The 23,412-nt window shown below is 67.1% G+C and carries 17 protein-coding genes; 12 read left to right on the top strand and 5 right to left on the bottom strand.

Annotation, left to right across the window (positions count from 1 at the left end):
- The first annotated feature begins 74 nt into the window (after positions 1-74).
- The 4 genes from G370_RS0103615 (at position 75) to G370_RS0103600 (ending at position 6,117) form a co-directional block, all read left to right on the top strand.
- The gene (locus tag G370_RS0103615; protein WP_019659393.1) at positions 75-2,669 is read left to right on the top strand and encodes a bifunctional aspartate kinase/diaminopimelate decarboxylase; all 2,595 of its coding nucleotides are present in this window, start codon (positions 75-77) and stop codon (positions 2,667-2,669) included.
- 76 nt (positions 2,670-2,745) lie between these two features.
- On the top strand, positions 2,746-4,098 hold the full coding sequence (gene murL / locus G370_RS0103610; RefSeq protein WP_019659392.1) for a UDP-N-acetyl-alpha-D-muramoyl-L-alanyl-L-glutamate epimerase: 1,353 nt from the start codon (positions 2,746-2,748) through the stop codon (positions 4,096-4,098).
- Entirely contained in the window at positions 4,079-5,488 is a 1,410-nt protein-coding gene (gene murD / locus G370_RS0103605) for a UDP-N-acetylmuramoyl-L-alanine--D-glutamate ligase (protein WP_019659391.1), read from the top strand. The genes murL and murD overlap by 20 nt, the downstream gene beginning before the upstream one ends.
- Positions 5,489-5,583: 95 nt before the next feature.
- Positions 5,584-6,117, top strand: coding sequence for a hypothetical protein (locus G370_RS0103600; protein WP_019659390.1), 534 nt, complete (start codon positions 5,584-5,586; stop codon positions 6,115-6,117).
- A 60-nt stretch (positions 6,118-6,177) separates the two neighbouring features.
- On the opposite strand, the gene G370_RS0103595 is transcribed toward G370_RS0103600, so the two are convergent.
- Positions 6,178-6,771: an SMI1/KNR4 family protein gene (locus G370_RS0103595; protein WP_019659389.1), complete on the bottom strand. Its 594-nt coding sequence runs from the start codon at positions 6,769-6,771 to the stop codon at positions 6,178-6,180.
- A gap of 133 nt (positions 6,772-6,904) precedes the next feature.
- Here G370_RS0103595 and G370_RS0103590 point away from each other — a divergent pair, with 133 nt between their 5' ends.
- Complete coding sequence (locus tag G370_RS0103590) at positions 6,905-7,696, top strand: dienelactone hydrolase family protein (RefSeq protein WP_019659388.1); 792 nt, start codon at positions 6,905-6,907, stop codon at positions 7,694-7,696.
- 184 nt (positions 7,697-7,880) lie between these two features.
- Here the strand turns inward: G370_RS0103590 and G370_RS0103585 are convergent, their stop codons facing one another.
- A complete protein-coding gene (locus G370_RS0103585) occupies positions 7,881-8,879 on the bottom strand; it encodes a polyprenyl synthetase family protein (protein WP_019659387.1) in 999 nt (332 codons plus the stop codon).
- A 214-nt stretch (positions 8,880-9,093) separates the two neighbouring features.
- On the opposite strand from G370_RS0103585, the gene G370_RS0103580 reads away from it, so the two are divergent.
- Positions 9,094-10,707: an alpha-glucosidase family protein gene (locus G370_RS0103580; protein WP_019659386.1), complete on the top strand. Its 1,614-nt coding sequence runs from the start codon at positions 9,094-9,096 to the stop codon at positions 10,705-10,707.
- A gap of 230 nt (positions 10,708-10,937) precedes the next feature.
- On the opposite strand, the gene G370_RS0103575 is transcribed toward G370_RS0103580, so the two are convergent.
- Together G370_RS0103575 and G370_RS0103570 are read right to left on the bottom strand one after the other, a co-directional pair.
- Positions 10,938-13,694 carry a TonB-dependent receptor gene (locus G370_RS0103575; protein ID WP_026346956.1) on the bottom strand — a complete coding sequence of 919 codons (2,757 nt, stop codon included), beginning with the start codon at positions 13,692-13,694 and terminating at the stop codon, positions 10,938-10,940.
- Positions 13,695-13,919: 225 nt separating this feature from the next.
- The gene (locus tag G370_RS0103570; protein WP_019659384.1) at positions 13,920-15,974 is read right to left on the bottom strand and encodes a glycoside hydrolase family 97 protein; all 2,055 of its coding nucleotides are present in this window, start codon (positions 15,972-15,974) and stop codon (positions 13,920-13,922) included.
- Between the two features lie 237 nt (positions 15,975-16,211).
- Between G370_RS0103570 and G370_RS0103565 the strand changes: the two genes are divergently transcribed.
- From G370_RS0103565 to G370_RS0103540, 6 genes are all read left to right on the top strand, one after another.
- On the top strand, positions 16,212-18,404 hold the full coding sequence (locus G370_RS0103565) for an MGH1-like glycoside hydrolase domain-containing protein (protein WP_019659383.1): 2,193 nt from the start codon (positions 16,212-16,214) through the stop codon (positions 18,402-18,404).
- Positions 18,401-19,888: an MFS transporter gene (locus tag G370_RS0103560; RefSeq protein WP_019659382.1), complete on the top strand. Its 1,488-nt coding sequence runs from the start codon at positions 18,401-18,403 to the stop codon at positions 19,886-19,888. Before G370_RS0103565 ends, G370_RS0103560 begins: the two co-directional genes overlap by 4 nt.
- Positions 19,888-21,603 (top strand): alpha-amylase family glycosyl hydrolase, encoded by a 1,716-nt coding sequence (locus tag G370_RS0103555; RefSeq protein WP_019659381.1) that lies wholly within the window; start codon positions 19,888-19,890, stop codon positions 21,601-21,603. The genes G370_RS0103560 and G370_RS0103555 overlap by 1 nt, the downstream gene beginning before the upstream one ends.
- Positions 21,604-21,728: 125 nt before the next feature.
- The gene (locus G370_RS0103550) at positions 21,729-22,115 is read left to right on the top strand and encodes an SseB family protein (RefSeq protein WP_019659380.1); all 387 of its coding nucleotides are present in this window, start codon (positions 21,729-21,731) and stop codon (positions 22,113-22,115) included.
- Between the two features lie 140 nt (positions 22,116-22,255).
- Entirely contained in the window at positions 22,256-22,720 is a 465-nt protein-coding gene (locus G370_RS0103545; RefSeq protein WP_019659379.1) for a GNAT family N-acetyltransferase, read from the top strand.
- Positions 22,717-23,025 carry a hypothetical protein gene (locus G370_RS0103540; protein WP_019659378.1) on the top strand — a complete coding sequence of 103 codons (309 nt, stop codon included), beginning with the start codon at positions 22,717-22,719 and terminating at the stop codon, positions 23,023-23,025. Before G370_RS0103545 ends, G370_RS0103540 begins: the two co-directional genes overlap by 4 nt.
- Here the strand turns inward: G370_RS0103540 and G370_RS0103535 are convergent.
- Positions 23,015-23,395, bottom strand: coding sequence for a hypothetical protein (locus G370_RS0103535; RefSeq protein WP_019659377.1), 381 nt, complete (start codon positions 23,393-23,395; stop codon positions 23,015-23,017). The genes G370_RS0103540 and G370_RS0103535 overlap by 11 nt on opposite strands.
- Positions 23,396-23,412 lie beyond the last annotated feature (17 nt).

Below are 23,412 nucleotides of genomic sequence, written 5' to 3'. Positions count from 1 at the left end.
TACGGGGATATTGCGCTTAGAATCAAAGGTTCCGCCCTCGAGGGCGGCTTCCCCACATTCTACATAGCCAATCCATGTCAGCTTCCCCCCTTGTCGATCGTTGGATCGTACTGAAGTTCGGCGGCACTTCGGTGTCGCGTCGTCACCGCTGGGACACGATCGGGAAGCTGGCGAAAAAACGCGCGGAAGAGACCGGCTCGCGCGTGCTGGTGGTGGTATCGGCGCTGTCCGGGGTCACCAACGAACTGACCGCGATTGCCGACGGCGCGCCCGATAGCCGGGACCGCGTGGCAGCGCTGGTCGAACGCCATGAAGGCTTCCTGGCCGAACTCGGCCTGGGTCGCGAGGTGCTGGCCGAACGGCTGGCCGCGCTGCAGGGCCTGCTCGACGATGCGCGTGCAGCCACCCGTCCGCTCGACTGGCAGGCCGAAGTGCTGGGCCAGGGCGAGCTGCTGTCCTCCACCCTGGGCGCGGCCTACCTGCGCGCCTCGGGCCTGGACATGGGCTGGATGGATGCTCGCCAGTGGCTGGACGCGATGCCGCCGCAGCCGAACCAGAGCGACTGGTCGCAGCGGCTGTCGGTGAACTGCCAGTGGCGCGCAGACGCGGAGTGGGTGCAGCGCTTCCGCGCGCAGCCGACCCGCCTGCTGATCACCCAGGGCTTCATTTCGCGGCATGCCGATGGCGGTACCGCCATCCTCGGCCGTGGTGGCTCGGATACCTCGGCGGCGTACTTCGGTGCGCTGCTCGGCGCCAGCCGGGTGGAGATCTGGACCGATGTGCCGGGCATGTTCAGTGCCAACCCGAAGGATGTGCCGGACGCGCGCCTGCTGACCCGCCTGGACTATTACGAAGCGCAGGAAATCGCCACCACCGGCGCCAAGGTGCTTCACCCGCGCTCGATCAAGCCGTGCCGCGATGCCGGCGTGCCGATGGCCATCCTCGATACCGAGCGCCCGGAACTGCCGGGCACCAGCATCGATGGCAGCGCCGCACCGGTGCCGGGGGTGAAGGCGATCAGCCGCCGCAACGGCATCGTGCTGGTGTCGATGGAAGGCATCGGCATGTGGCAGCAGGTCGGCTTCCTGGCCGATGTGTTCAACCTGTTCAAGAAGCACGGCCTGTCGGTGGACCTGATCGGTTCGGCCGAAACCAACGTCACGGTGTCGCTGGACCCGTCCGAGAACCTGGTCAACACCGATGTGCTGGCCGCGCTGTCGGCCGACCTGTCGCAGATCTGCAAGGTGAAGGTGATCGTGCCGTGCGCGGCCATCACCCTGGTTGGCCGTGGCATGCGCTCGCTGCTGCACAAGCTGTCGGACGTGTGGGCCACCTTCGGCCGCGAGCGCGTGCACATGATCTCGCAGTCGTCCAACGACCTGAACCTGACCTTCGTCATCGACGAAGCCGATGCCGATGGCCTGTTGCCGGTGCTGCACGCCGAGCTGATCGACAGCGGTGCGATGCCGGTGGAAGAGACCGAGGTGTTCGGCCCGCGCTGGCGCGAAATCGCCGGCACCGTGCGCCCGCGTGGCACGCCGTGGTGGCGGGGCCAGCGTGCCCACCTGTTGCAGCTGGCCGATGCCGGTACGCCGCGCTACGTCTACCACCTGCCGACGGTGCGCGCCCGCGCCCGCGCGCTGGCCGCGATCAAGCCGATCGACCAGCGCTACTACGCGATCAAGGCCAACAGCCACCCGGCCATCCTGCAGCTGCTGGAAGCCGAAGGCTTCGGCCTGGAGTGCGTGTCGCACGGCGAGCTGAAGCATGTGTTCCAGCACCTGCCGGAACTGTCGCCCAAGCGCGTGCTGTTCACCCCCAGCTTCTGCCCGCGCAGCGAGTACGAGGCGGCGTTCGCGCTGGGCGTGACCGTGACCGTCGACAACGTCGAAGCGCTGCAGCGCTGGCCGGACCTGTTCCGCAACCGCGAGCTGTGGCTGCGTGTCGACCTGGGCCGTGGCGAAGGCCACCACGCCAAGGTCCGCACCGGCGGCAAGGAGTCCAAGTTCGGCCTGCCGATCGCCCGCGTCGACGAGTTCGTGCGCGCGGCCACCGACCTGGGCAGCCGCGTGGTCGGCCTGCATGCGCACCTGGGCAGTGGCGTGGAGACCGCGCAGCACTGGCGCCTGATGTGCGATGAGCTGGCCGGTTTCGCCCGCCGCATCGGCAGCGTGCAGACCATCGACATCGGTGGCGGACTGCCGATTCCGTACAGCGACGAAGACGAGCCGTTTGACCTGGACGCCTGGGCCGAGGGCCTGGCCGAGGTCAAGGCACTCCATCCGGCATTCCGCCTGGCGATCGAGCCGGGCCGCTACCTGGTGGCCGAGTCCGGCGTGTTGCTGACCCATGTCACCCAGGTGGTGGAAAAGGAGGGCGTGCGCCGCGTCGGCCTGGATGCCGGCATGAATGCACTGATGCGCCCGGCGCTGTACGACGCCTGGCATGACATCGAGAACCTCAGCCGCCAGGGCGGTTATGCCGAAGCGGCGTTCGATGTGGTCGGCCCGATCTGCGAATCCAGCGATGTGTTCGGCAAGCGCCGCAAGCTGCCGGTGTCCACCGCGCCGGACGACGTGATGCTGATCGCAGATGCCGGTGCCTACGGCTATGTGATGGCCAACACCTACAACCAGCGGATGCTGCCGCGCGAAGACGTGATCGAATGACCACCGCGCGCGCCCTGCACCCGCCCACCGACACGCCCCGCGCCCTCGCGCGGGCCCGTGCCTGACCGGATACACCATGACTGCTTTCGACAAACACCAGGTTTCCCGCTTCCGCTTCGTCCGCTGCGACTTCGCAGCGGATACCGGCGTGGCCCGGCTGGTCTACGCCTTCGACGACGGCCCGGAGATGGTGGAAACCATCACCGTGCCCGGTGCTCCGTTCGTGTTGGACGAGGCGCGCGCCGCCGCCGTGCAGCGCGCGCTGCAGCTGCTGCACCTGATCGCCGGCGTCAGCTACTACAAGGCCGGCGTACCGGATACGGTCAGCATCGACAGCTACAGCATCGATGCCGATACCGCCGCGCTGGTGGAAACCATTTACCTCAACGGCCTGGGCGAATTCGCCTACCGCAACGGTCTGAACCTGCGCGGCCGCTTCCGGTTGCCGGTGCAGGGCGAGGCCGTGCAGGCGCCGGCGCTGGGTCTGCGGCCGCACGCGCTGGTGGCCATCGGCGGCGGCAAGGATTCGCTGGTGAGCATCGAAGCGCTGCGCCGTGCCGGCGTGGACGAGACCGTGACCTGGATCGGTGGCTCGCAGCTGATCCGTGCGTGCGCTGAGCGCACCGGCCTGCCGACATTGAACCTGGGCCGCACGCTGGCGCCGGAACTGTTCGAGTTGAACCGCCAAGGCGCCTGGAACGGCCATATCCCGGTGACGGTGGTGAACTCGGCAATCATGGTGCTGGCCGCGTTGCTGCACGGCGTGGACCAGGTCGTGTTCTCCAACGAGCGTTCGGCCAGCTACGGCAGCCAGATTCCGGGCACCGGCGAAGTGAATCACCAGTGGTCCAAGGGCTGGGCCTGCGAGCAGGCGTTCGGCAGCCATGTGCGGAAGTACGTGGCGGCGGACCTGCAGTACTACTCGCTGCTGCGCCCGATGTCCGAGCTGGCGGTGGCCCGCCAGTTCGCCAAGACCGATTTCTACGACGCGCACTTCTCCAGCTGCAACCGCAATTTCCACATCCTCGGCGAGCGCCCGGTGAACCGCTGGTGCGGCGTCTGCCCGAAGTGCCATTTCGTCTTCCTGGCGCTGGCCCCGTTCATGCCCAAGACGCGCCTAGTGCGCATCTTTGGCCGCAACCTGCTGGACGATGCCGAACAGGCCGGTGGCTTCGACGCGCTGCTGGAATTCCAGGACCACAAGCCGTTCGAGTGCGTGGGCGAAGGCCGCGAATCGCGTGCGGCGATGGCGACCTTGGCGCAGCGCCCGGAATGGAAGGAAGACCTGTTGGTGAAGCGCTTCTGCAACGAGATCCAGCCGCAGCTGGATGCCGCCGAACTGGAACTGGCACCGCTGCTGCAGCTGCAGGGCGAGCACCGCGTTCCGGCTGCGCTGTGGGAACGGGTGCGTGAAGATTTCGAAGCTTGAAGGAAAGCGCGTCGCGCTGTGGGGCTGGGGCCGTGAGGGCCGCGCCGCGTTTGCGGTGCTGCGTGAGCGCCTGCCAACGCTTGGCCTGAGCCTGTTCTGCCCGGCCGCTGAAGCCGAAGCCGCGCGTGCGGAAACGCAGGGCGCGCTGCAGGTACTTGGCGAACCCTCGGCCGAAGCGCTGGCCGCGTTCGATGTGGTGATCAAGTCGCCCGGCATCAGCCCTTACCAGCCGATCGCGCTGGCGGCGGCAGAGCAGGGCACCACCTTCATCGGCGGCACCGCGCTGTGGTTTGCGGAGCACGCGGCTGACGATGGCATCGTGCACGACACCGTGTGCGTGACCGGCACCAAGGGCAAGAGCACCACCACCGCGCTGGTCGCGCACCTGCTGCGGGCCGCCGGGCATCGCACCGGACTGGTCGGCAACATCGGCCTGCCGCTGCTTGAAGTGCTGGATCCGCAGCCCGCGCCCGAGTACTGGGCGGTGGAACTGTCCAGCTACCAGACCGGTGAGGTGGCGCGCAGTGGCGCCCGCCCGCAGGTGGCCGTGGTGCTGAACCTGTTCCCGGAACACCTGGACTGGCACGGCAGCGAACAGCGTTACATCGAGGACAAGCTGCGGCTGGTGACTGAAGCCGCACCGCGCATCGTCGTGCTCAATGCCGCAGATCCGCACCTGGCGGCACTGTCGCTGCCCGAGAGTGAGGTGGTCTGGTTCAACCAGCCGCAGGGCTGGCACATGCGGGGCGACATCGTGCATCACGGTGAGCAGGCCGTGTTCGATACCCGCAACACGCCGCTGCCGGGCCGTCACAACCGCGGCAACCTGTGCGCGGTGCTGGCCGCGCTGGAGGCACTGGGCCTGGACGCGGTGGCGCTGGCACCGGCGGTGCAGGATTTCCGCCCGCTGCCGAACCGCCTGCAGCGCATCGGCGTGGCCGATGGCCTGACCTACGTCAACGATTCGATCAGCACCACGCCCCACGCCAGCCTGGCCGCGCTGGAGTGCTTCGCTGGCCAGCGCATCGCGCTGCTGGTAGGCGGGCACGACCGTGGCCTGGACTGGACCGATTTCATGCAGCACATGGCGCACGATGTGCCGCCGGTGGAGATCGTGACCATGGGCAGCAACGGCCCGCGCATCCATGCCATGCTGCAGCCGCTGGCCGATGCCGGTCGCTTCGGCCTGCACGCGGCGGGCGATCTTGCGGAGGCGATGGCGCTGGCACGTACCGCGCTGGGCGAGCAGGGCGGGGTCGTGCTGCTGTCACCGGGCGCGCCGAGCTTCGGGGCCTACCGCGACTACGTGGCCCGTGGCCGTCATTTCGCCGAACTGGCCGGGTTTGACCCGGACAGCATCAGCGCGATTCCGGGGTTGGGCATCGCCTGATCCGCCGGATCGGGGTCGAATCCCTTTCCGCAGGAAAGGGCTCTGACCCCGGCGAGTTACCATCGGCGCATCCCCGGACGGACCCGGATACCCGCATGTGCACCTTCGTCACACTGTTCCTGCCCACCTCGTTTGCGCACGTGAAAGCCGCCACGATCATGGAGCGCAGCGGCCGACGCCTGTTCGTACAGGATTCTCCCAGTCTGCAGGCGGCCGTCGGGCCCGGCTGGCAGCCGTGGCTGAGCGCAGCGCACTGCGATTGTGGCACCGCGCTGGCCTCGGCGCAGGCGGAGCCGGAATGGCAGGGCGATGCCGAGCGCTGGCGGAAGAAGGGCTGGAGCGAAGCCAAGATCGCCCGCGCGCTGGCCGCGCAGTTGGCGCGGCATGAACAGGATCAGCAGGCACGCCGCGATGAAGCGCTGGACGATGCCGGCCAGTGGTTACAGCGTATCGACGCGCTGTTGCGGGCCGGAGCCGCGCGCATCGGCCTGCTGGTGCGCGACTACGACGGTTCGGTGGGTGCCCGGCAGCCGAAGCCGCCGGAACGCCACTGGCCGCGGAATCAGCTGGCCGCAGCGGACCTGCTGGCGCTCATGCCGGGCACGTTGCATTGGATCGAGCGCGGGTGAACCCGCCATCCACGCATGGAGTGGATCTACTGTAGAGCCGAGCCCATGCTCGGCTGGATTTCAGTCCTCATGCAGGATGAACGCGTAATCGCGATCAATCAGTTGCTGCAGGTACGCATCGAAGCTGGGTGCGATGACCGTGTAGCTATCCGGGTCATGCAGGTAGCGCACCACCTGGCCGACGGTGCCGCCTGGCGCGGGATCGAAATCCAGGTACAGCATCGAGGTGCCGCCGTTGTTCATGCAGTGCGAGAAACACAGCCGGCGGCTCATCGGCAGATCCGCGTTGATGCCCTCGCCGAGAATCTCCGGTTCGTCATCCAGCCACTCTTCGTAGATGGAACGGATGCTGTCGTCCCACCGCTGCTGGTCCTCGAAGATCTGGGCGACCGATCGCAGGTAGTACGGGTAGCCACCGTCCTCCACGTCCGAGCCCAGCATCAGTACGCAGACCTTGCCGCCGGGGTACTCCCGGTAGTGCGTGCCATCCACGCGCGATAGGAGTTCCACCAGGCTGTCCGGCACCTGCGGCCACTGCACACGCAGGCGCTGCAGGTCTTCAGCGCTGGCGCCCTGCACGTGGACCCACTGCGGGGCATCCTCGGCAGGCAAACGCGGGATCAGGCCAGACAGAAAGCGATCAACAAGAGTCATGCGAAAAAAGGGGACGGAGGGGATCAAGTCGTATCCAACCACACCTGCGTCACGCCGCCAATGCAGAATGCGACGCGGGAGGGGCGAATACGGCTTAATCCCCTCCGTCCCCTTTTTCTTGCGGAGCAGGCGCATGAATCGTTGGCGATGCGGTGTGGCGGTGATGCTGGGGCTGGCGGCGATGCCGGCGTGGGCGGCGATGAAGACGCAGCCGGTGGAGTGGAAACACCAGGGCACGACCTTCAGTGGTGTGCTGGTCTATGACGATGGGGACAACGACAAGCGCCCGGGCCTGGTGATGGTGCCGAACTGGAAGGGTGTGAACGAGTCGGCAGTCGAGAAGGCCAAGCAGCTGGCCGGCGATGACTACGTGGTGCTGGTGGCCGATGTCTATGGCAAGGACGTGCGGCCGAGGACCGATGCGGAGGCGGGGCCGGTGGCCAGCAAGCTGCGCAACGACCGGCCGCTGCTGCGCGCGCGTGCACTGGAAGCGGTGAACGTGCTCAAGGCGCAGGCCGGCAAGGTACCGCTGGATGCCAGCCGGATCGGTGCGGTCGGTTTCTGTTTCGGTGGCACCACGGTGCTGGAGCTGGCTCGCGCCGGTGCGCCGCTGGCCGCTGTGGTCAGCCTGCACGGCGGGCTGGGTTCACCGCTGCCGGCGCAGGCCGGTGGCAGCCATCCGTCGGTGCTGGTGCTCAACGGCGCCGACGACAGGAGCGTGAGCGCCGAGGACATCGCTGGCTTCCAGAAGGAAATGGACGCGGCCAAGGTCGATTGGGAGTTCACCAACTACAGCGGTGCGGTGCACTGCTTCGCCGAGCGCGACGCCAACAGGCCGCCGGGGTGCCAGTACAACGAGCGGGCGGCCAAGCGCGCGTGGAAGGCGCTGGATGAGTTCTTCGAGGAGCGCTTCGAGAAACGTTGATTCGTGCAGTGGTAGTGCCGGCCGCTGGTCGGCAACCTCATGATGCTGCGGATGTCATCGGGAATGCCGGCCAGCGGCCGGCACTACCAGATGCGGTCAATGCGACCGTTTCAGTGCCGACCAACGGTCGGCACCCACCGGAATGCTGGTTTGGTAGGTGCCGACCGTTGGTCGGCACTACCGGTCAATGCGAGCGCTGCACCGCGTAGCGGGCCAGGCCACGCAGGGCGGCCACGGCATCGTTGTCGCCCAGGCCATCGAGCGCGCGCTCGGCGGCTTCGGCATATTCCTCGGCACGCGCGCGGCTGTACTCCAGGCCGCCGGTGGCACGGATCGCGGCCAGCACTTCCGGCATCGCCGAGGCGTCGCCGTCCTGCACGATGGTGCGCAGGCGTTCGCGGGTAGCGTCGTCGGAGTGGGCCATCGCGTGGATCAGCGGCAGCGTGGCCTTGCCCTCGGCGAGGTCGTCGCCCAGGTTCTTGCCCAGCTCCTCGGCGTTGGCCGAGTAGTCCAGCACGTCGTCGGCAATCTGGAACGCGTAGCCCAGGTGCATGCCGTAGTCGAACAGGGCCTGTTGCTTGGCTTCGTCCACGCCGCTGGCCAGCGCGCCCAGGCGGGTGCCGGCGGCGAACAGCACCGCGGTCTTGCGCTCGATCACGCGGAGGTACGCGGCTTCGTCGGTATCGGGGTTGTGCACGTGCAGCAGCTGCAACACCTCACCCTCGGCGATGCGGTTGGTGGCATCGGCCAGGATCTGCATCACCGACATGCGCTCCAGCTCGACCATCAGCTGGAAGCTGCGCGAGTACAGGAAGTCGCCGACCAGCACGCTCGGCGCGTTGCCCCACAGCGCGTTGGCGGTGCTGCGGCCGCGGCGCAGGCTGGATTCGTCCACCACGTCATCGTGCAGCAGGGTGGAGGTGTGGATGAACTCGATGATCGCCGCCAGCTGGTGGTGTTCCGGGCCGGCCTGGCCCACCGCGTGGCCGGCCAGCATCACCAGCATCGGGCGCAGGCGTTTGCCGCCGGCGGAAATGATGTGGTCGGCGATCTGGTTGATCAGCACGACGTCCGAAGACAGCCGGCGCCGGATCAGGGCGTCGACGGCGGCCATGTCGGCCGCGGCAAGCGACTGGATCTGGGGCAGGCCCAGGGCGGGACGGGTGTCTTCGGTGATGGTCATGCGATCAGGCTTTCAGGCTCACCACCGATTATAGGCGCTGGCCGTGAATTCGGGCGCAAACCGGTCCGCGCGGCAATTCCAGCCCGGCCTGCGCGGCCCTCCGCGTGAATACGTATGCAGGTTGCGCCATGCCCGGGAGCCCGCCGCTAAGCTTGCCGGATCAGGATTTCGGCCCGCTGCCGGCGGGTCCCGCATGCCCGGAGGGGGGCTGTCGATGTCGCACTATCCATGGTGGCGCGGAGCCGTCATCTATCAGATCTACCCGCGCAGTTACCTCGATGCCAACGGCGATGGCGTGGGCGATCTGCCCGGCATCATCCAGCGCCTGGACCACATTGCCGCGCTGGGCGTGGATGCAATCTGGATCTCGCCGTTCTTCAAGTCGCCGATGGCCGACTTCGGCTACGACATCGCCGATTACCGCGACGTTGATCCGCTGTTCGGCAGCCTGGACGACTTCGACCGCCTGTTGGCCAAGGCCCACGGCCTGGGCCTGAAGGTGATGATCGACCAGGTGCTGAGCCACACCTCGATCGAGCATGCGTGGTTCCGCGAGAGCCGCCAGGACCGCAGCAATCCGAAGGCCGACTGGTACGTCTGGGCCGACCCGCGCGAGGATGGCACCCCGCCCAACAACTGGCTGTCGCTGTTCGGTGGCTGCGCTTGGCAGTGGGAGCCGCGCCGTGAGCAGTACTACCTGCACAACTTCCTGGTCGACCAGCCGGACCTGAACTTCCATCACCCGGATGTGCAGCAGGCCACCCTGGACAATGTGCGCTTCTGGCTGGACCGCGGCGTGGATGGCTTCCGCCTGGATGCGATCAACTTCTGCTTCCACGACGCACAGCTGCGTGACAACCCGGCCAAGCCCGCCGACAAGCGGGTGGGGCGCGGCTTCAGCCCGGACAACCCGTACGCCTACCAGTACCACTACTACAACAACACGCAGCCGGAGAACCTGCCGTTCCTGGAGCGCCTGCGCGCGCTGCTGGACGAATACCCGGGGGCGGTCAGCCTGGGCGAGATCTCTTCGGAAGACTCGCTGGCCACCACGGCCGAGTACACCCGCGATGGCCGCCTGCACATGGGCTACAGCTTCGAGCTGCTGGTGGACGACTACAGCGCGGCCTACATCCGCGATACGGTCTCGCGGCTGGAAGCGGCGATGACCGAAGGCTGGCCGTGCTGGGCGGTGTCCAATCACGACGTGGAGCGTGCGGTCAGCCGCTGGGGCGGTCACCCGGCCGATCCGCGCCTGGCGCGGATGCTGGTGGCGATGCTGTGCTCGCTTCGCGGCTCGGTCTGCCTGTACCAGGGCGAGGAGCTGGGCCTGGCCGAGGCCGAGGTACCGTTCGAGGCCCTGCAGGACCCGTATGGCATCACCTTCTGGCCGAATTTCAAGGGCCGTGACGGCTGCCGTACCCCGCTGCCATGGACCGATGCGCCGTTAGCGGGTTTCACCACCGGGCAGCCCTGGCTGCCGATCCCGGCCGAGCACCGCGCGGCGGCGGTGGCCGTGCAGGAGCGCGACCCGCATTCGGTGCTGGCGGCGTTCCGCGCGTTCCTGGCCTGGCGGCATACCCAGCCGGCCCTCCTGCACGGCAGCATCAGATTCCTTGAAAGCGCCGAGCCTGTGCTGCTGTTCGAGCGTATGCTTGCAGATGAAACCCTCCTGCTGGCCTTCAACCTGTCGGCCGAGGCGGCGACCCATCCGCTGCCGCCGGGGAACTGGCAGCAGGTGGCGGTACCGGGCCCGGATGCGGGCACGGTGCAGGGCAACGAACTCCAGCTGCCGCCGCGCGCGGTGTATTGCGCCCGACGCAGCTGACCGTTTTCTCCGGTGGCGGTACTTGCGGGGACGGGGCCGAAGCGCCCCGTCCCTTTTTTGTGAGCGGCATGGCCGGGCGCCGGTCGGTGGCATGCCGGTGACCGGGCGAAAGAAAACCCGCTGCCTGCGCAGCGGGTTTCCGGTCCTGCTCCTGGCTTCCGTCGCCGGGCATGGCCCGGCGCTACCGATGGGGTGGTTGCCGGCCAGCGGCCGGCACTACCCGGCTGTGGTCAGAACTTGTAGTTCACGCCCAGCATGTAGGTGCGGCCCCATTCGATGTACTCCAGCGGGCGGTCCTTGCTGCCGGCGTAGGTGCGGTACGGCTCGTTGGTCAGGTTGCTGCCCTGCAGCAGCAGGGTCAGGCCACGCAGGGCGCTGCTGTCGCTGAAGGTGTAGCTGACCTGCGCATCGGTCACGTTTTCGCCGACGACATAGCGCAGGCTGCGGTTGCCGTTGAAGTTGCCGATCTCACCGATGAAGTCCGATCGGCGGCGCTGGCTGACGCGTGCTTCAAAACCGCTGCGCTCGTAATAGGCAGTGAAGTTGTACACGCGCTTGGACAGGCCCGGCAGGCTGATCGGGTCACTGCCCACGCTGGAGGCGCTCTCCGGATCCAGGATGGTGATGTCGCTCTTGTTGAAGGTCGCGCTGGCCTGCACGCCGAAGCCGCGCAGGCTGTCGGTCAGCATCTCCAGCGGGAACGATGCGGTCAGCTCCAGGCCCTTCAGCGTGCCGCCCTTGCCGTTCTGCGGCGCGGAGAAGGTGCCGGTGGTCAGCACCGGTGCGGTCATGCCCGGCGGCGGCACGTAGCTGCCCAGCAGCGCGGTGAAGTCGTAGTTATCGACCGACTGGGTGTAGACGTAGCTCTTCAGGTCCTTGTAGAAGATCGCGGCGGCCACGTAGGCCTTCTCGCCGAAGTACTTCTCATAGGACAGGTCCAGAGCGGTGGCACGCCATGGGTCCAGCAGCGGATTGCCGCCGCTGCCGCCGGGGCGGCCGGTGCCGGTGTCCACGCCGAACTCCAGGCCGGCGCGCATCTGGTCCACACGTGGGCGTGCGACCTGCTTGGCGACGGCGAAGCGCAGCGTCTGCTGGTGCGGGAACAGGAAGGCCAGGTTCAGGCTCGGCAGCCAATCGTTGTAGGTGCGGCCGTTCGAGTACGGCTGCACGTTATTGCCGGCCGACTGCGAGCTGTCCCAGTAGCGCGAATCCGAGCTCTGGTCGGTGTGCTGCATCTGCACGCCGATGTTGCCGCGCACGCCGACGTCGCCGATGTCGGCGTTGATGTTCAGGCGTGCCCAGGCGGTGGTGATCTTCTCCTGCACCGTCCACGACTTGGGAATCAGGTAGTCCAGGTTGTCGACCGGGTTGAAGGTCATGTAGCGGCCGACCGCGGCCGGGACGTTCCAGGCCGGGATGGTGCCGAGGCCGGCGAAGCCGAGGTTGACCGGGCGATACTGCAGGTCCGAGGCGATGTTGGCATCGCCCTGCGCACCCAGCAGGATGTTGCCTTCGGACTGGGTCTTCACCTTGCGGCGGTCGGCGTAGTTCACGCCGATGTCGATGTCCGGCGCCCACGACGCGATGGCATCGGGCAGCGCGATGGTGGCGGCCAGCTTGCCACCCTTCAGGCGGTCTTCCACCTGCGGCACCTTGCCGTAGCCGGAGCCGTAGATGGTGTTGGTCAGGAACAGCGCATCGGGATTGGAGTAGTTCAGGCCCGGGCTGATCTGCGAGAAGCCGTTCTGGCGGATCGACACGCCGACCGTATCCAGCTGTGGCATCGGGGTCAGCTGCAGGTTGTTTTCCAGGTTCAGCTCATCGCGCGTGGCCTTGGAGTAGTTCAGGTCGGCGACCAGCTTGACGCCGCCGAAGTTGAACTCGTTGTTCCAGCCGAACGCATCGATCTTGTCCTTGCGCTTGTTGTACATGCCGCGCACCAGCGGATACACGCCGCTGGCGGTGCCGCCGGTGAACGAGCCATTGGCGTTGACCTGCGGGTTGCTGACCAGCAGGCCCGGGGTGTAGTTGCCGTTGTAGTTGCTGAGGTTCAGCTCGAACTGGTTGGCGGTGTCGATCTGCTCGGCTTCGGTGTGGAAGGCATCGAAGGTGCTGGTCCAGCTGTTGTTCGGCCGGAACTGGATCGTCGCCATCACGCCGTCGCGCTTGTTGTTGCCGGTGCGGCGCAGCGCCTTGATGCCATCGGAGAAGTAGGTGCCGACGCCCACGCCCGGACGGTCGCCCTTGTCGGTGTGCTCGGTGGTCCACGGCTCGTACAGGCCGACCTGGTTCTCCTGGATCGGCATGTCGCTGTGCGCGTAGCCGATGGCGATGCCCAGGGTCTTGTCCAGGAACTGGTCGATGTAGCTGGCGCTGAAGCGGTTGCCGTATGGATCGACGTTGGCGGCGCGGCCCAGCGAACTCTTCTGGTAGCGGCCACTGACCGCGATCACGCGCTCGCCGAAGCTGAGCGGGCGCGCGGTCTGCATGTCGATGGTGCCCGACAGGCCCTGGCCGACCAGCGCCGCGTCCGGGGTCTTGTACACCGTCACGCCGTTGACCAGCTCGGACGGGTACTGGTCGAACTCGACGCCGCGGTTGTCGCCGGTGCTGACCACTTCGCGGCCGTTGAGCAGGGTGGTGGCGAAGTCCGGCGACAGGCCGCGCACGCTGATCACCTGCGCACGGCCCGCCACGCGCTGCGCGGCCAGGCCGGGCAGGCGCGAGATGGACTCGGCGATGCTGACGTCGGGCAGCTTGCCGATGTCTTCGGCGGAGATCGCTTCGACCACCGAGGTGGCGTCCTGCTTGACCGCGATCGCGCTCTCGATGCCGCGGCGGATGCCGGTGACCTGCACCGTATCGAGGTTGGTGGCGGCGGTGCCGGCCGGCGTGGTGGTGCTCTGCGTGGACTGTGCCGACGCCAGCGTCGGCGCCAGGACAACGGCCAGCGCGATGCTCAGCGCGCTGCGCTTGTGGTTCAACATTTTCCCCTCCCAGGCAATGTTGCAGATCGATTTGTGAGCGTTCCGGCGGGGCCGTGAACGTGCGACGCGGTGGCCGCTGTCGTCGCCGCTATGGTAGGCAGCGCGTTCTTCGCGGGAATCACCCTGCATACGTATTCAATGGCGTTTGCAGGGATGTAATCGCTTTCAGACCCCCGCCACGGTAGCGCCGGGCCATGCCCGGCGAGCGTCACGCGGGGGCGTTCATCAATCCGATGGCGTGAAGCGAATGGCCTGGCCACCGCCCGGTGCCAGTACCAGCGTCAGTGCATCGGCGCTGGTCACCTCGCGGGTTTCGCGTGCGAACGCGAACGGGTTGCTGCGGAAATCAGCGCCTTCACCATCACGGTAGATCTCGGCTCGATAACGCACGCCCGGCTCCAGGAAGCCCAGCGATACCGGCAGCACGCGTCCGTGTTCATCCGTGATGCTGCCGAGGAACCAGTCGCGGCTGTTGCGGTCGCGGCGCACGATCGTCACGTAGTCGCCCACTTCGCCATCGAGCACGCGGCTCTGCTCCCAGTCCACCGCCACGTCCTCGATGAAACGGAACGCCTCGCGATGCTGCAGGTAGTGTTCGGGCAGGTCCGCGGCCATCTGGATCGGGCTGTACAGCACCACGTACAGGGCAAGCTGGCGGGCCAGCGTGCTGGGAATGGCCTGGCCGTGGCGGCCCTTCAGGCTGAGGATGCCGGGGGTGTAATCCATCGGCCCGGCCAGCATGCGGGTGAACACCAGGTTGACCTCATGCTCCGGCGGGTTCGGCGGCTGGCCCCAGGCGTTGTACTCCATGCCGCGTGCGCCTTCGCGCGAGATCCAGTTGGGGTAGGTGCGGCGCAGGCCGGTGTCCTTGATCGGCTCATGCGGGTTCACCGACAGGTGCCGGCGCGCGGCTTCCTCCACCACCTTCAGATGGTGGCGGGCCATGAACTGCCCGTCATGCCACTCGCGCCACAGTGGGCCCCCCGTCGAATTGCGGCGGTCGACCTGGCCGTCGTCACAGACGTAGCCGGTCTTGAACTGGTCTACGCCCAGCCGTGCATACAGGTCCAGCGCGGCGCCCAGCTGGTCCTCGTAGTGCTCGATGGCGCAGCCGGTTTCATGGTGGCCGATCAGGTGTACGCCCTTCTTCAGGCCATATGCCGACAGCGCTTCAATGTCGAAATCGGGCGTGGCCCGGGTGAAATCGAAGTCATAACCATTGCCCACCCACATGCCGTCCCAGCCCGGGTTCCAACCCTCCACCAGCACGCCACGGAAGCCGTGCGCGGCGGCGAAGTCGATGACTTTTTTCGTCTTGGCGGTGGTAGCCGCATGCTTCCGCCCGGTCGCCCAGCTCTCGTTGTCCAGGTGCATCGACCACCACACGCCCAGGTACTTGGCTGGCTTCACCCAGCTCACATCGCCCAGCGCGTTGGGTTCGTTGAGGTTGAGGATCAGGTCCGATTCGACCAGACCACCGGCACGGTCGGCGATCTGCAGCGTGCGCCACGGCGTGGCGAAGGGCAGGGCGCGGCGTACCTTCCAGCCTTCGGCCGAGGGCGAGAGCTGCGCGCGCAGGCGCTGCGCCTCGGTGCGCCGCAGCCACATGCCGGCATAGTCCACCAGCGCGGCCTCGTGGATCGCCACGTGCAGGCCATCGCGGCTGCGCAGGGTCATCGGCGTGTGCACCAGCGGTACTTCGCGTAGCGGCGTGCGCTGGTAGAGGTATTCGTAGTGGATCGGTTCGCCGGCGGGGATCCACCAAGCGGTGGATTCAGGCGCGATGGCGAACTCGGTCAGTTCGTCATCGATGATCGCCTCGCGCAGGTTCGGTTGCTCAGGGAACACATAGCGGAAGCCGAGGCCATCGTCGTAGACGCGGAACACCACATCCAGCCGGCGCTTGCTGCCGGTGGCTTCGGTCAGCTGGACGGTCAGCTCGTTGAAGTGGTTGCGGGTGAGCCGGCGTTCGCCCCACGGCTGTTCCCAGGTGTCATCAACGCTGCGCCGCTGCTGGCCCAGCAGGGCGAAATCGCGGTCCAGGCGACCGTCGCGCAGGGCGAAGCCGAGCTTCGAATCCTCCACCACAGTGTCGCCCAGGCGCTCGACGCGGTAGCGCGCGGTGCCGCCGTCCAGCACCAGGCTGACCTTCAGCACCTTGCCCGGCGATTCGACGCTGGCCACCTGCGGCGCGGCTTGTACCAGCGTGGCCCATCCGATCAGGGCCAGGCCCAGCATGTGCGCGAACAGCGCGCGTACAACCGTGTGTGGCATCGGCATTTCCCCTCCCAAGGCGCCGTTGGCAGACCCGGACCATAAGCCAGCGCGGCGGGTGCGCTACCGCGTGACGCCATGAATACGTATGCAGCTGGACGCAGCCGACAGCCCCGCGTCTACCATGGGGCCAAGGCACCTTGAGGGAGGGGCCGCGCCCGCCCACCGGCAATGGTGGTGCGGACCTACAACGCGTGCAGAGAGGGAGGGAGGCCGACGGGCGCAAGCCGGTCCGCCGCTTCGATGCTGAAGATCATTTGCCTGACCGCTGCCCTGGGGGCAGCGCTGGGATCGACCGCGCAGGCGGCCGACCTGCAATTCGACGGACGCCATGCGCGCGCCGAAGCCGCTGCCAAGGGCAGCTTCGTGCTGCATGCGCCGAAGGGCGCAGTGCAGATCGCAGCCGCACCGATGCGCAGCCAGACCGGCAGCGTGATGTTCGATGCCCTGTTCGCGCTGGCCCAGCAGGAGATGGACCAGGACCGCGTGGACGCGATTCGCGATCCCGCGTTCGACGAAGGGCGGCCGGTGCCGTGCGAGTGCTTCCAGACCGGCGCGCGCTGGCCCTATGTGTGGACCCGCGATGTCAGCTTCGCCGCCGATCTGGCACTGGCACGTCTGGACCCGCAGCGCACCCGGCAGTCGCTGCAGTTCAAGCTGTCGGCAGCCCGTGACGGGCGTACGCCCGGCCTGTTCGTGGCGCAGGACACCGGTTCCGGCGGCAGCTGGCCGATCAGCAGCGACCGCGTGGTGTGGTTCCTGGCGGCACGCCACCTGCTGGAGGACCGAGCGTTTGCCGACCAGGTCTGGCAGGCGCTGCAGGGCACGCTGGCGCAGGACCGCGCGATGGTGTTCGACGCGCAGATGGGCCTGTACCGCGGCGAGACCTCGTTCCTGGACTGGCGCGAGCAGACCTATCCGGACTGGACCCGCGAGGACGTGCGCTTCATCGGTGATTCCTACGCACTGTCCACCAACGTGCTGCACTACCAGGCACTGCGCCTGGCCGAACGCCTGGCCGGGCAGCACGGCGATGCCCGCGCGGCCGAGTACAAGGCGTGGGCCGATGCGTTGGCGCAGCAGATCGATACGCGCTTCTGGCGCGAAGACATCGGCCGGTACATGAGTTACATCGGTGAAGCCGCGCACCCGGTGCCGTACGCCAAGGTGGATCTGCTCGGCCTTTCGCTGGGCATCCTGGCCGGGGTGCTGCCGCCGGAGCGCGCGCGGCGTGCGCTGGCGGCGTATCCGATGGGCCCGGCCGGCAGCCCGGTGGTGTGGCCGCAGGAGGCGCAGCAGCCGATCTACCACAATCGCGCGATCTGGCCGTTCGTCAGTGCGTACTCGCTGCGCGCGGCGCGGCAGCTGGATGATGCGCCGCGCATCGCCGCCGAAATCCGCTCGTTGATGCAGGGCGCCGCGCTGGCCGGCTCCAACATGGAAAACTACGAGCTGGTCAGCCAGGCCGTGCATGTCGGGGAAGGCGCACTGAGCGGCCCGGTGGTCAATTCCGAACGCCAGCTGTGGTCGGTGGCCGGCTATCTGTCGATGGTGGTCGAGGGCGTGTTCGGCGTGCAGGACGATGGCCGCGTGCAGCCCAAGCTGCCGGCCGTGCTGGTGCCCGAACTGTTCGGCAAGCAACGCCGCATCTCCCTGGAGGCCAACGGCAAGCGTTATGTGCTGGAGCGGCCGAAGCAGCTGGCCGATGGATTGCTGGTAGCGGGCAAGGTGACGACGCGTGGTGCCACCACCACCGTGCAGCTGGTCCCCGCAGCAGCGGCGCCGCGCAGCGTAGCGATGACGGCCGACGCCAATGCGCGCGCACCGGCCACGCCGGCCGCACCGCAGGCGCGGCGCAAGGACAGGGGCTGGAACGTTGAGGTCGCTGCCGGCCAGGTGCTGTGGCAGGACGGTCGCGCGCTCACCGCCAGCAACGGCCAGGCGCACATCAGTGACGATGGCCTGCAGCATTGCCTCAGCCTGACCCGGCGCGACAACGCATTGGAATCGCTGCACAGCCCGACGGTCTGCGTCGGTCCGCAGCAGGTGCTGAAGGGCGAGGATCGCTGGCAGTTCACCTCGGCCAAGGCCGGGCAGGTGCGTCTTCGCCTGCAGTACCGCAACCCGAACGGGCCGATCAACACCGGCGTCACCGCTGCGGTGAAGCAGCTGGTGCTGCAGTGCCCGGGCCAGCCGTTGCAGCGGCACACGATTACGCTGCCGCACAGCGTGGCGGTGCAGGACTCGACTTCGGCAACGTTCGTTGTGGCCAAGGGGCAGTGCACCGTCGCGCTCGAAGAAGGCTTCAACATGAGCGCGCTTGAACATTTCGCGCACTACACCGGCGGAAAGGGCGGGCGCGACGGCGTGCTCAACCATGCGCAGGTGCAGGCGTTGAAGGTGACGCAGGTGGCGGCGGAAGAGGACGCACGATGAATCGTCCCGCCAAGCCACAACTGTCGTTCTGGCAGATCTGGAACATGTGTTTCGGCTTCCTCGGCATCCAGTTCGGATTCGCTCTGCAGAACGCCAATGCCAGCCGCATCTTCGAGACGCTGGGCGCGGATATCGACGCGGTGCCAGGGCTGTGGATTGCCGCGCCGCTGACCGGCCTGCTGGTGCAGCCGGTAATCGGCTACCTGTCCGACCGCACCTGGACGCGCTGGGGGCGCCGTCGTCCGTACTTCATGATCGGTGCGGTGTTGACCACGCTGGCGCTGCTGGTGATGCCGAACTCGCCGACGCTGTGGATCGCGGCCGGCACGCTGTGGGTACTGGATGCCTCGATCAACGTATCGATGGAGCCGTTCCGTGCCTTCGTCGGTGACCAGCTGGCGCCACGCCAGCGTCCGGCCGGCTATGCCATGCAGAGCTTCTTCATCGGCGTGGGTGCCATCGTCGCCAGCTTTCTGCCGTTCATCCTGGCCCACTTCGGCGTTGCCAACACCGCGTCCGCCGGGGAAGTGCCCGACACTGTGCGCTATGCGTTCTACTTCGGCGCGGTGGTGCTGCTGGCGGCGATCACCTGGACGGTGGTCAGCACCCGCGAATATTCACCGGCGGAGCTGGCCGGGTTCGATGATGCCGAGCCACCGGAACATCACGCGGCGGCCGCGATCAACGGCCCGGCTTCATGGACGCGGGTCACCCTGTGGCTTGGGCTGGGTGTGCTGTTGGCGCTGCTGATCGCCTGGCGGCAAGGCGACCGGATGCTGTACGTGCTGGCCGGCCTGTGCGCCGGCTACGGCCTGCTGCTGGCGGCCGCGCGCGCGCTGCCGGCCACGCATATGCTGGCCGCCATCGTCGGCGACCTGCGCGCGATGCCGGTCACCATGCGCCGCCTGGCGTGGGTGCAGTTCTTCTCGTGGTTCGCGCTGTTCGCCATGTGGATCTACACCACCGCTGCGGTGGCCGGTACCCACTTCGGTTCGACCGATCCACAGTCGGCCGCCTACAACGAAGGTGCCAACTGGGTGGGCGTGCTGTTTGGCGCCTACAACGGCTTCGCTGCGCTGGCGGCGGTGCTGATTCCGCCGATGGTGCGTGCGATCGGCCTGCGCTGGAGCCACCTGGTCAACCTGTGGCTGGGCGGCGCCGGCTTGGTCTCGCTGATGTTCATCCGCGACCCGCACTGGCTGCTGCTGTCGATGGTGGGTGTGGGCTTTGCCTGGGCCTCGATCCTGTCGTTGCCGTATGCACTGCTGTCCGACAGCGTGCCGGCGTCGAAGATGGGCGTGTACATGGGCATCTTCAATTTCTTCATCGTGATCCCGCAGCTGGTGGCGGCCAGTGCGCTCGGCTTTGCCCTGCGCGCATGGCTGGGTGGCCAGCCGATGCATGTGCTGGTGCTGGGCGGCTGCAGCCTGTTCCTGGCCGGCCTGTGCGTGCTGCGGGTTCCGTCCCGTCCGGAGGTGGTGTGATGCGTGGTGTCCTGGCTGTTGCTGTTTCCCTTGCCCTGTTCGCCGGCCAGGCCGTGGCCACGCCGCGCCCGGACTACGTCGGCACCACCGAGCCGTTCGCCAGCGATGCGGTGTACTTCGTGGTCACCGACCGCTTCGTCAACGGTGACCCGGCCAATGACCATCGTGACCAGGGTGGCGCGCACCGCACCTTCGATATCCCGGTGCCGTGCCCGGACAAGGTGGACGGCAACATCGGCTACCTCGGTGGTGATTTCCGCGGTGTGCTCGACAACGCGCAGTACATCCGCAACCTCGGTTTCGGCGCGGTATGGATCACGCCCATCGTCGACAACCCGGACGAGGCGTTCACCGGCAGCAAGCCGATCAGCTGCACCAGCACGCTGACCGACCGCGGCAAGACCGGCTACCACGGGTACTGGGGCATCAACTTCTACAAGCTCGATGAGCACCTGCCCAGCAAGAACCTGGATTTCGCCGGGCTGACCAAGGGCCTGCACGGTGCTGGCTTGAAGGTGGTGCTGGATATCGTGGGCAACCACGGCTCGCCGGCCTGGACCATGCCGACGCGACAGCCGCAGTTCGGCCAGATCTTCGACAAGGACGGAAAACTGATCGCCGACCACCAGAACCTGCCGCCGCAGAAACTGGATCCGAAGCACAACCCGCTGCACGCGTTCTACAACAACATTGGACCGGTCGACAGCAAGGATGGCTCGATCTTCGATGGCAACCTGGCTGAGCTGTCCGACTTCAACCAGGACAATCCGGCGGTGATGGACTACCTGGTCGGTGCCTACCTGCAATGGACCGCGCAGGGCGTGGACGCATTGCGCATCGACACCATCGGCTGGCTGCCGCACCCGTGGTGGCATGCCTTCGTCAAGCGCATCCGTGCCGAGCACCCGGGCATGTTCATGTTTGGCGAAGCCTTCGACTACAACGCGGCGACCATTGCCGAGCACACCTGGCCATCCAATGCCAACGTGAGCGTGCTCGATTTCCCGTTGCGCGGCGCACTGGAGCAGACCTTCGGCACCGCCAACAAGGGCTTCGAGACCCTGGCTGAGCCACTGCACCTGAGCGGTGGCCCGTATGCCAATCCGTACGAGCTGATGAGCTTCTACGACAACCACGACATGCCGCGCCTTCAGGCCAGCGACACCGGCTTCATCGATGCGCACAACTGGCTGTTCACCGCGCGCGGTATTCCGGTGGTCTACTACGGCTCGGAAACCGGCTTCATGCGCGGCCGCGCCGAGCATGCAGGCAACCGTGCCTACTTCGGCCAGCCGCGCGTGGACGCTGCACCGCAGAGCCCGATCTTCGCGCCGCTGCAGCGCATTGCCAAGCTGCGCGAGGCCACCCCGGCCCTGCAGCGCGGCCTGCAGGTGAACGAACGCCTGCAGGGCGATGAGGCGGTGTTCTTCCGCGTGCTGCAGCAGGGCGAGGTGGCGCAGACCGCGCTGGTGCTGCTGAACAAGGGCGACAGGGCAAAGAGCTTCACTGTGGCGCGTTACGTGCAGGCGGGCCGCTGGCGTGATGCGCTGGACGGCGGTTCGTTGCAGGTGGATGCCTCCCTGAAGGCCGAAGTGCCCGCACACGGCGTGAAGGTGTATGTGCTGGATGCCGCCGTGCAGCAGCCAGCGCTGCAGGCCGAGCTGGACAAGGCGATGACCGACCAGAAGGCTCGGGACCAGCGTCTGGGACGGTGAGGGCGCCGCCGGGCATGGCCCGGCGCTACCGCTCTGGTGGGTGCCAACCTCGGTTGGCACGCTCTTCGAGCAGTCGAGCAGGCTCGACCCTACAATAGGCCCCCCTCACGCCCCGCCGTACCGCCATGACCGACCTCGCCCCGCAGACCCCGATCGAAACCCTGTTGAAGGCGGCGATGGACGGGGCGGTGCCGATCCGCGCCTTCATGGAGGCCTTCGTCGCTTCCGAGGTAGTGCTGCTGACCGGCAGCCTGGTCACGCCCGACGGCAGCGGCTTCGACCCGCTGCTGTTCGACAAGCAGGGCATCCTGCACGTGGCCGTGTTCACCGATCCGTCGCGGGTGGGCATCTACAGCCAGCAGGCCGAACACCAGATCCGCTGGCTGATGCTGGACGTGCTGCGCCGCGTGCCGGGTGACTACGGCGTGGTGATCAACCCGGGCACCCAGCTGGGTTTCGAGATCTCGCCCAGCGGCGTCGGCGAGATCCTGAAGGACTTCGCCCAGGGTTGATTGTCATGTAGAGCCGAGCCCATGCTCGGCTGCCGTTCGCGCAATGCCGGATCAGTCGAGCACGGCGCGACTCTACAGAAGGCTTCCCTTCGAGCGCCGTCCGTGATCCTCTTGGGCAATATCGGGATCAAGGCATTGCCATGGAATTCAGGGTATTACCCGCTGGCGCACCGGAACGGCAGCAACTGGCCGAGTGGTACCACGCACAATGGGGCCAGGACGCGGGCCTGTCGCTGGAACAGGAACTGCAGCGGCTCAATCCGCCGCAGGACGCCGGAGGTTTCCCGCACCTGATCGCCGCCTTCGATGGAGACCAGTTGGTTGGTGCCGTGCAGCTCAAGCGCAGGGAGATGCAGGCATTCCCGCAGTATGAACACTGGCTGGGCAGCGTGTTCGTGGCCGACAGCCATCGGGGCCGCGGGCTGGCCAGTGGGCTGGTCGAGCAGGCAGCGGCGCAGGCGGTTCGGATGGGCGTTTCCGCGTTGTATCTACAGACCGAAGCGCTGGATGGCGGCCTGTACGCTCGGCTGGGCTGGAAGCCGCTGCAGGAAGCCGACAACTGCAGCTATCGCGTGCTGGTGATGGTGCGCAGGTTGGCCGCATGAACGCATCTGCATCGCGTCATTCCCGCTCTGCGCTGATCTTCCTGATCGCGGCGATCGTTGCCGCGCTGGTGTCCATGCCCCTGCTGCGCGCGGTGGGCATGGTGCTGTGGCCGGTGTTCGTGGTTGCCTGGCTGATCAACCTGGGCGCGGCCTGGCATCTGGCCCAGTGGGCACGCCAGCAGGGCCGTTCGGCGTGGGCGTTCGGGTTACCGGCGGTGCTCGGCACCGTCGCCTCGGTCGTGGTCTTCGTGCTGCTGGCGTTGCTGGGGCCGAAGGCCGGGCCTCAGCCGGAAATCACCGGCTGAGTGCTTCGTTCCACTCGTTCCACAGGACACCGTCCACGGCGGTGAGCAATGTCTGCTGGACCTCGATCAGCGTGTTCATCTCATCCAGCACCGCCTCCAGGTCGGTGATTGAGATCTCGAATCTGGCCATGCACTGGCTCATGGCATGTACGTGTTCGGTGCCATGCGCTAGCTCGATGGCTTCCTGGAGGACATGGGGCGCGTCGTTGAGAGAGAGCCCCAGACGAACGTCTTCATCGCCCGTAATGAGAACGCTGTTCTCACCCAGCTCCAATTCGAGCTCAAGACCACAGTCAGCCAGTACCTTGGCTGCCCAGTTCAGTGATGCGGAAATCCTGTGTGCATCGAAGTAGATATGGCTGGATGTCATCGCGGCTTCTCGAAGGT

It is taken from the genome of Stenotrophomonas hibiscicola ATCC 19867 (assembly GCF_000382065.1).
GTDB lineage: Bacteria > Pseudomonadota > Gammaproteobacteria > Xanthomonadales > Xanthomonadaceae > Stenotrophomonas > Stenotrophomonas hibiscicola.
The sequence above is the reverse complement of the archived record's forward strand: the minus strand, read 5'-3'. Positions and strand labels throughout refer to the sequence as shown.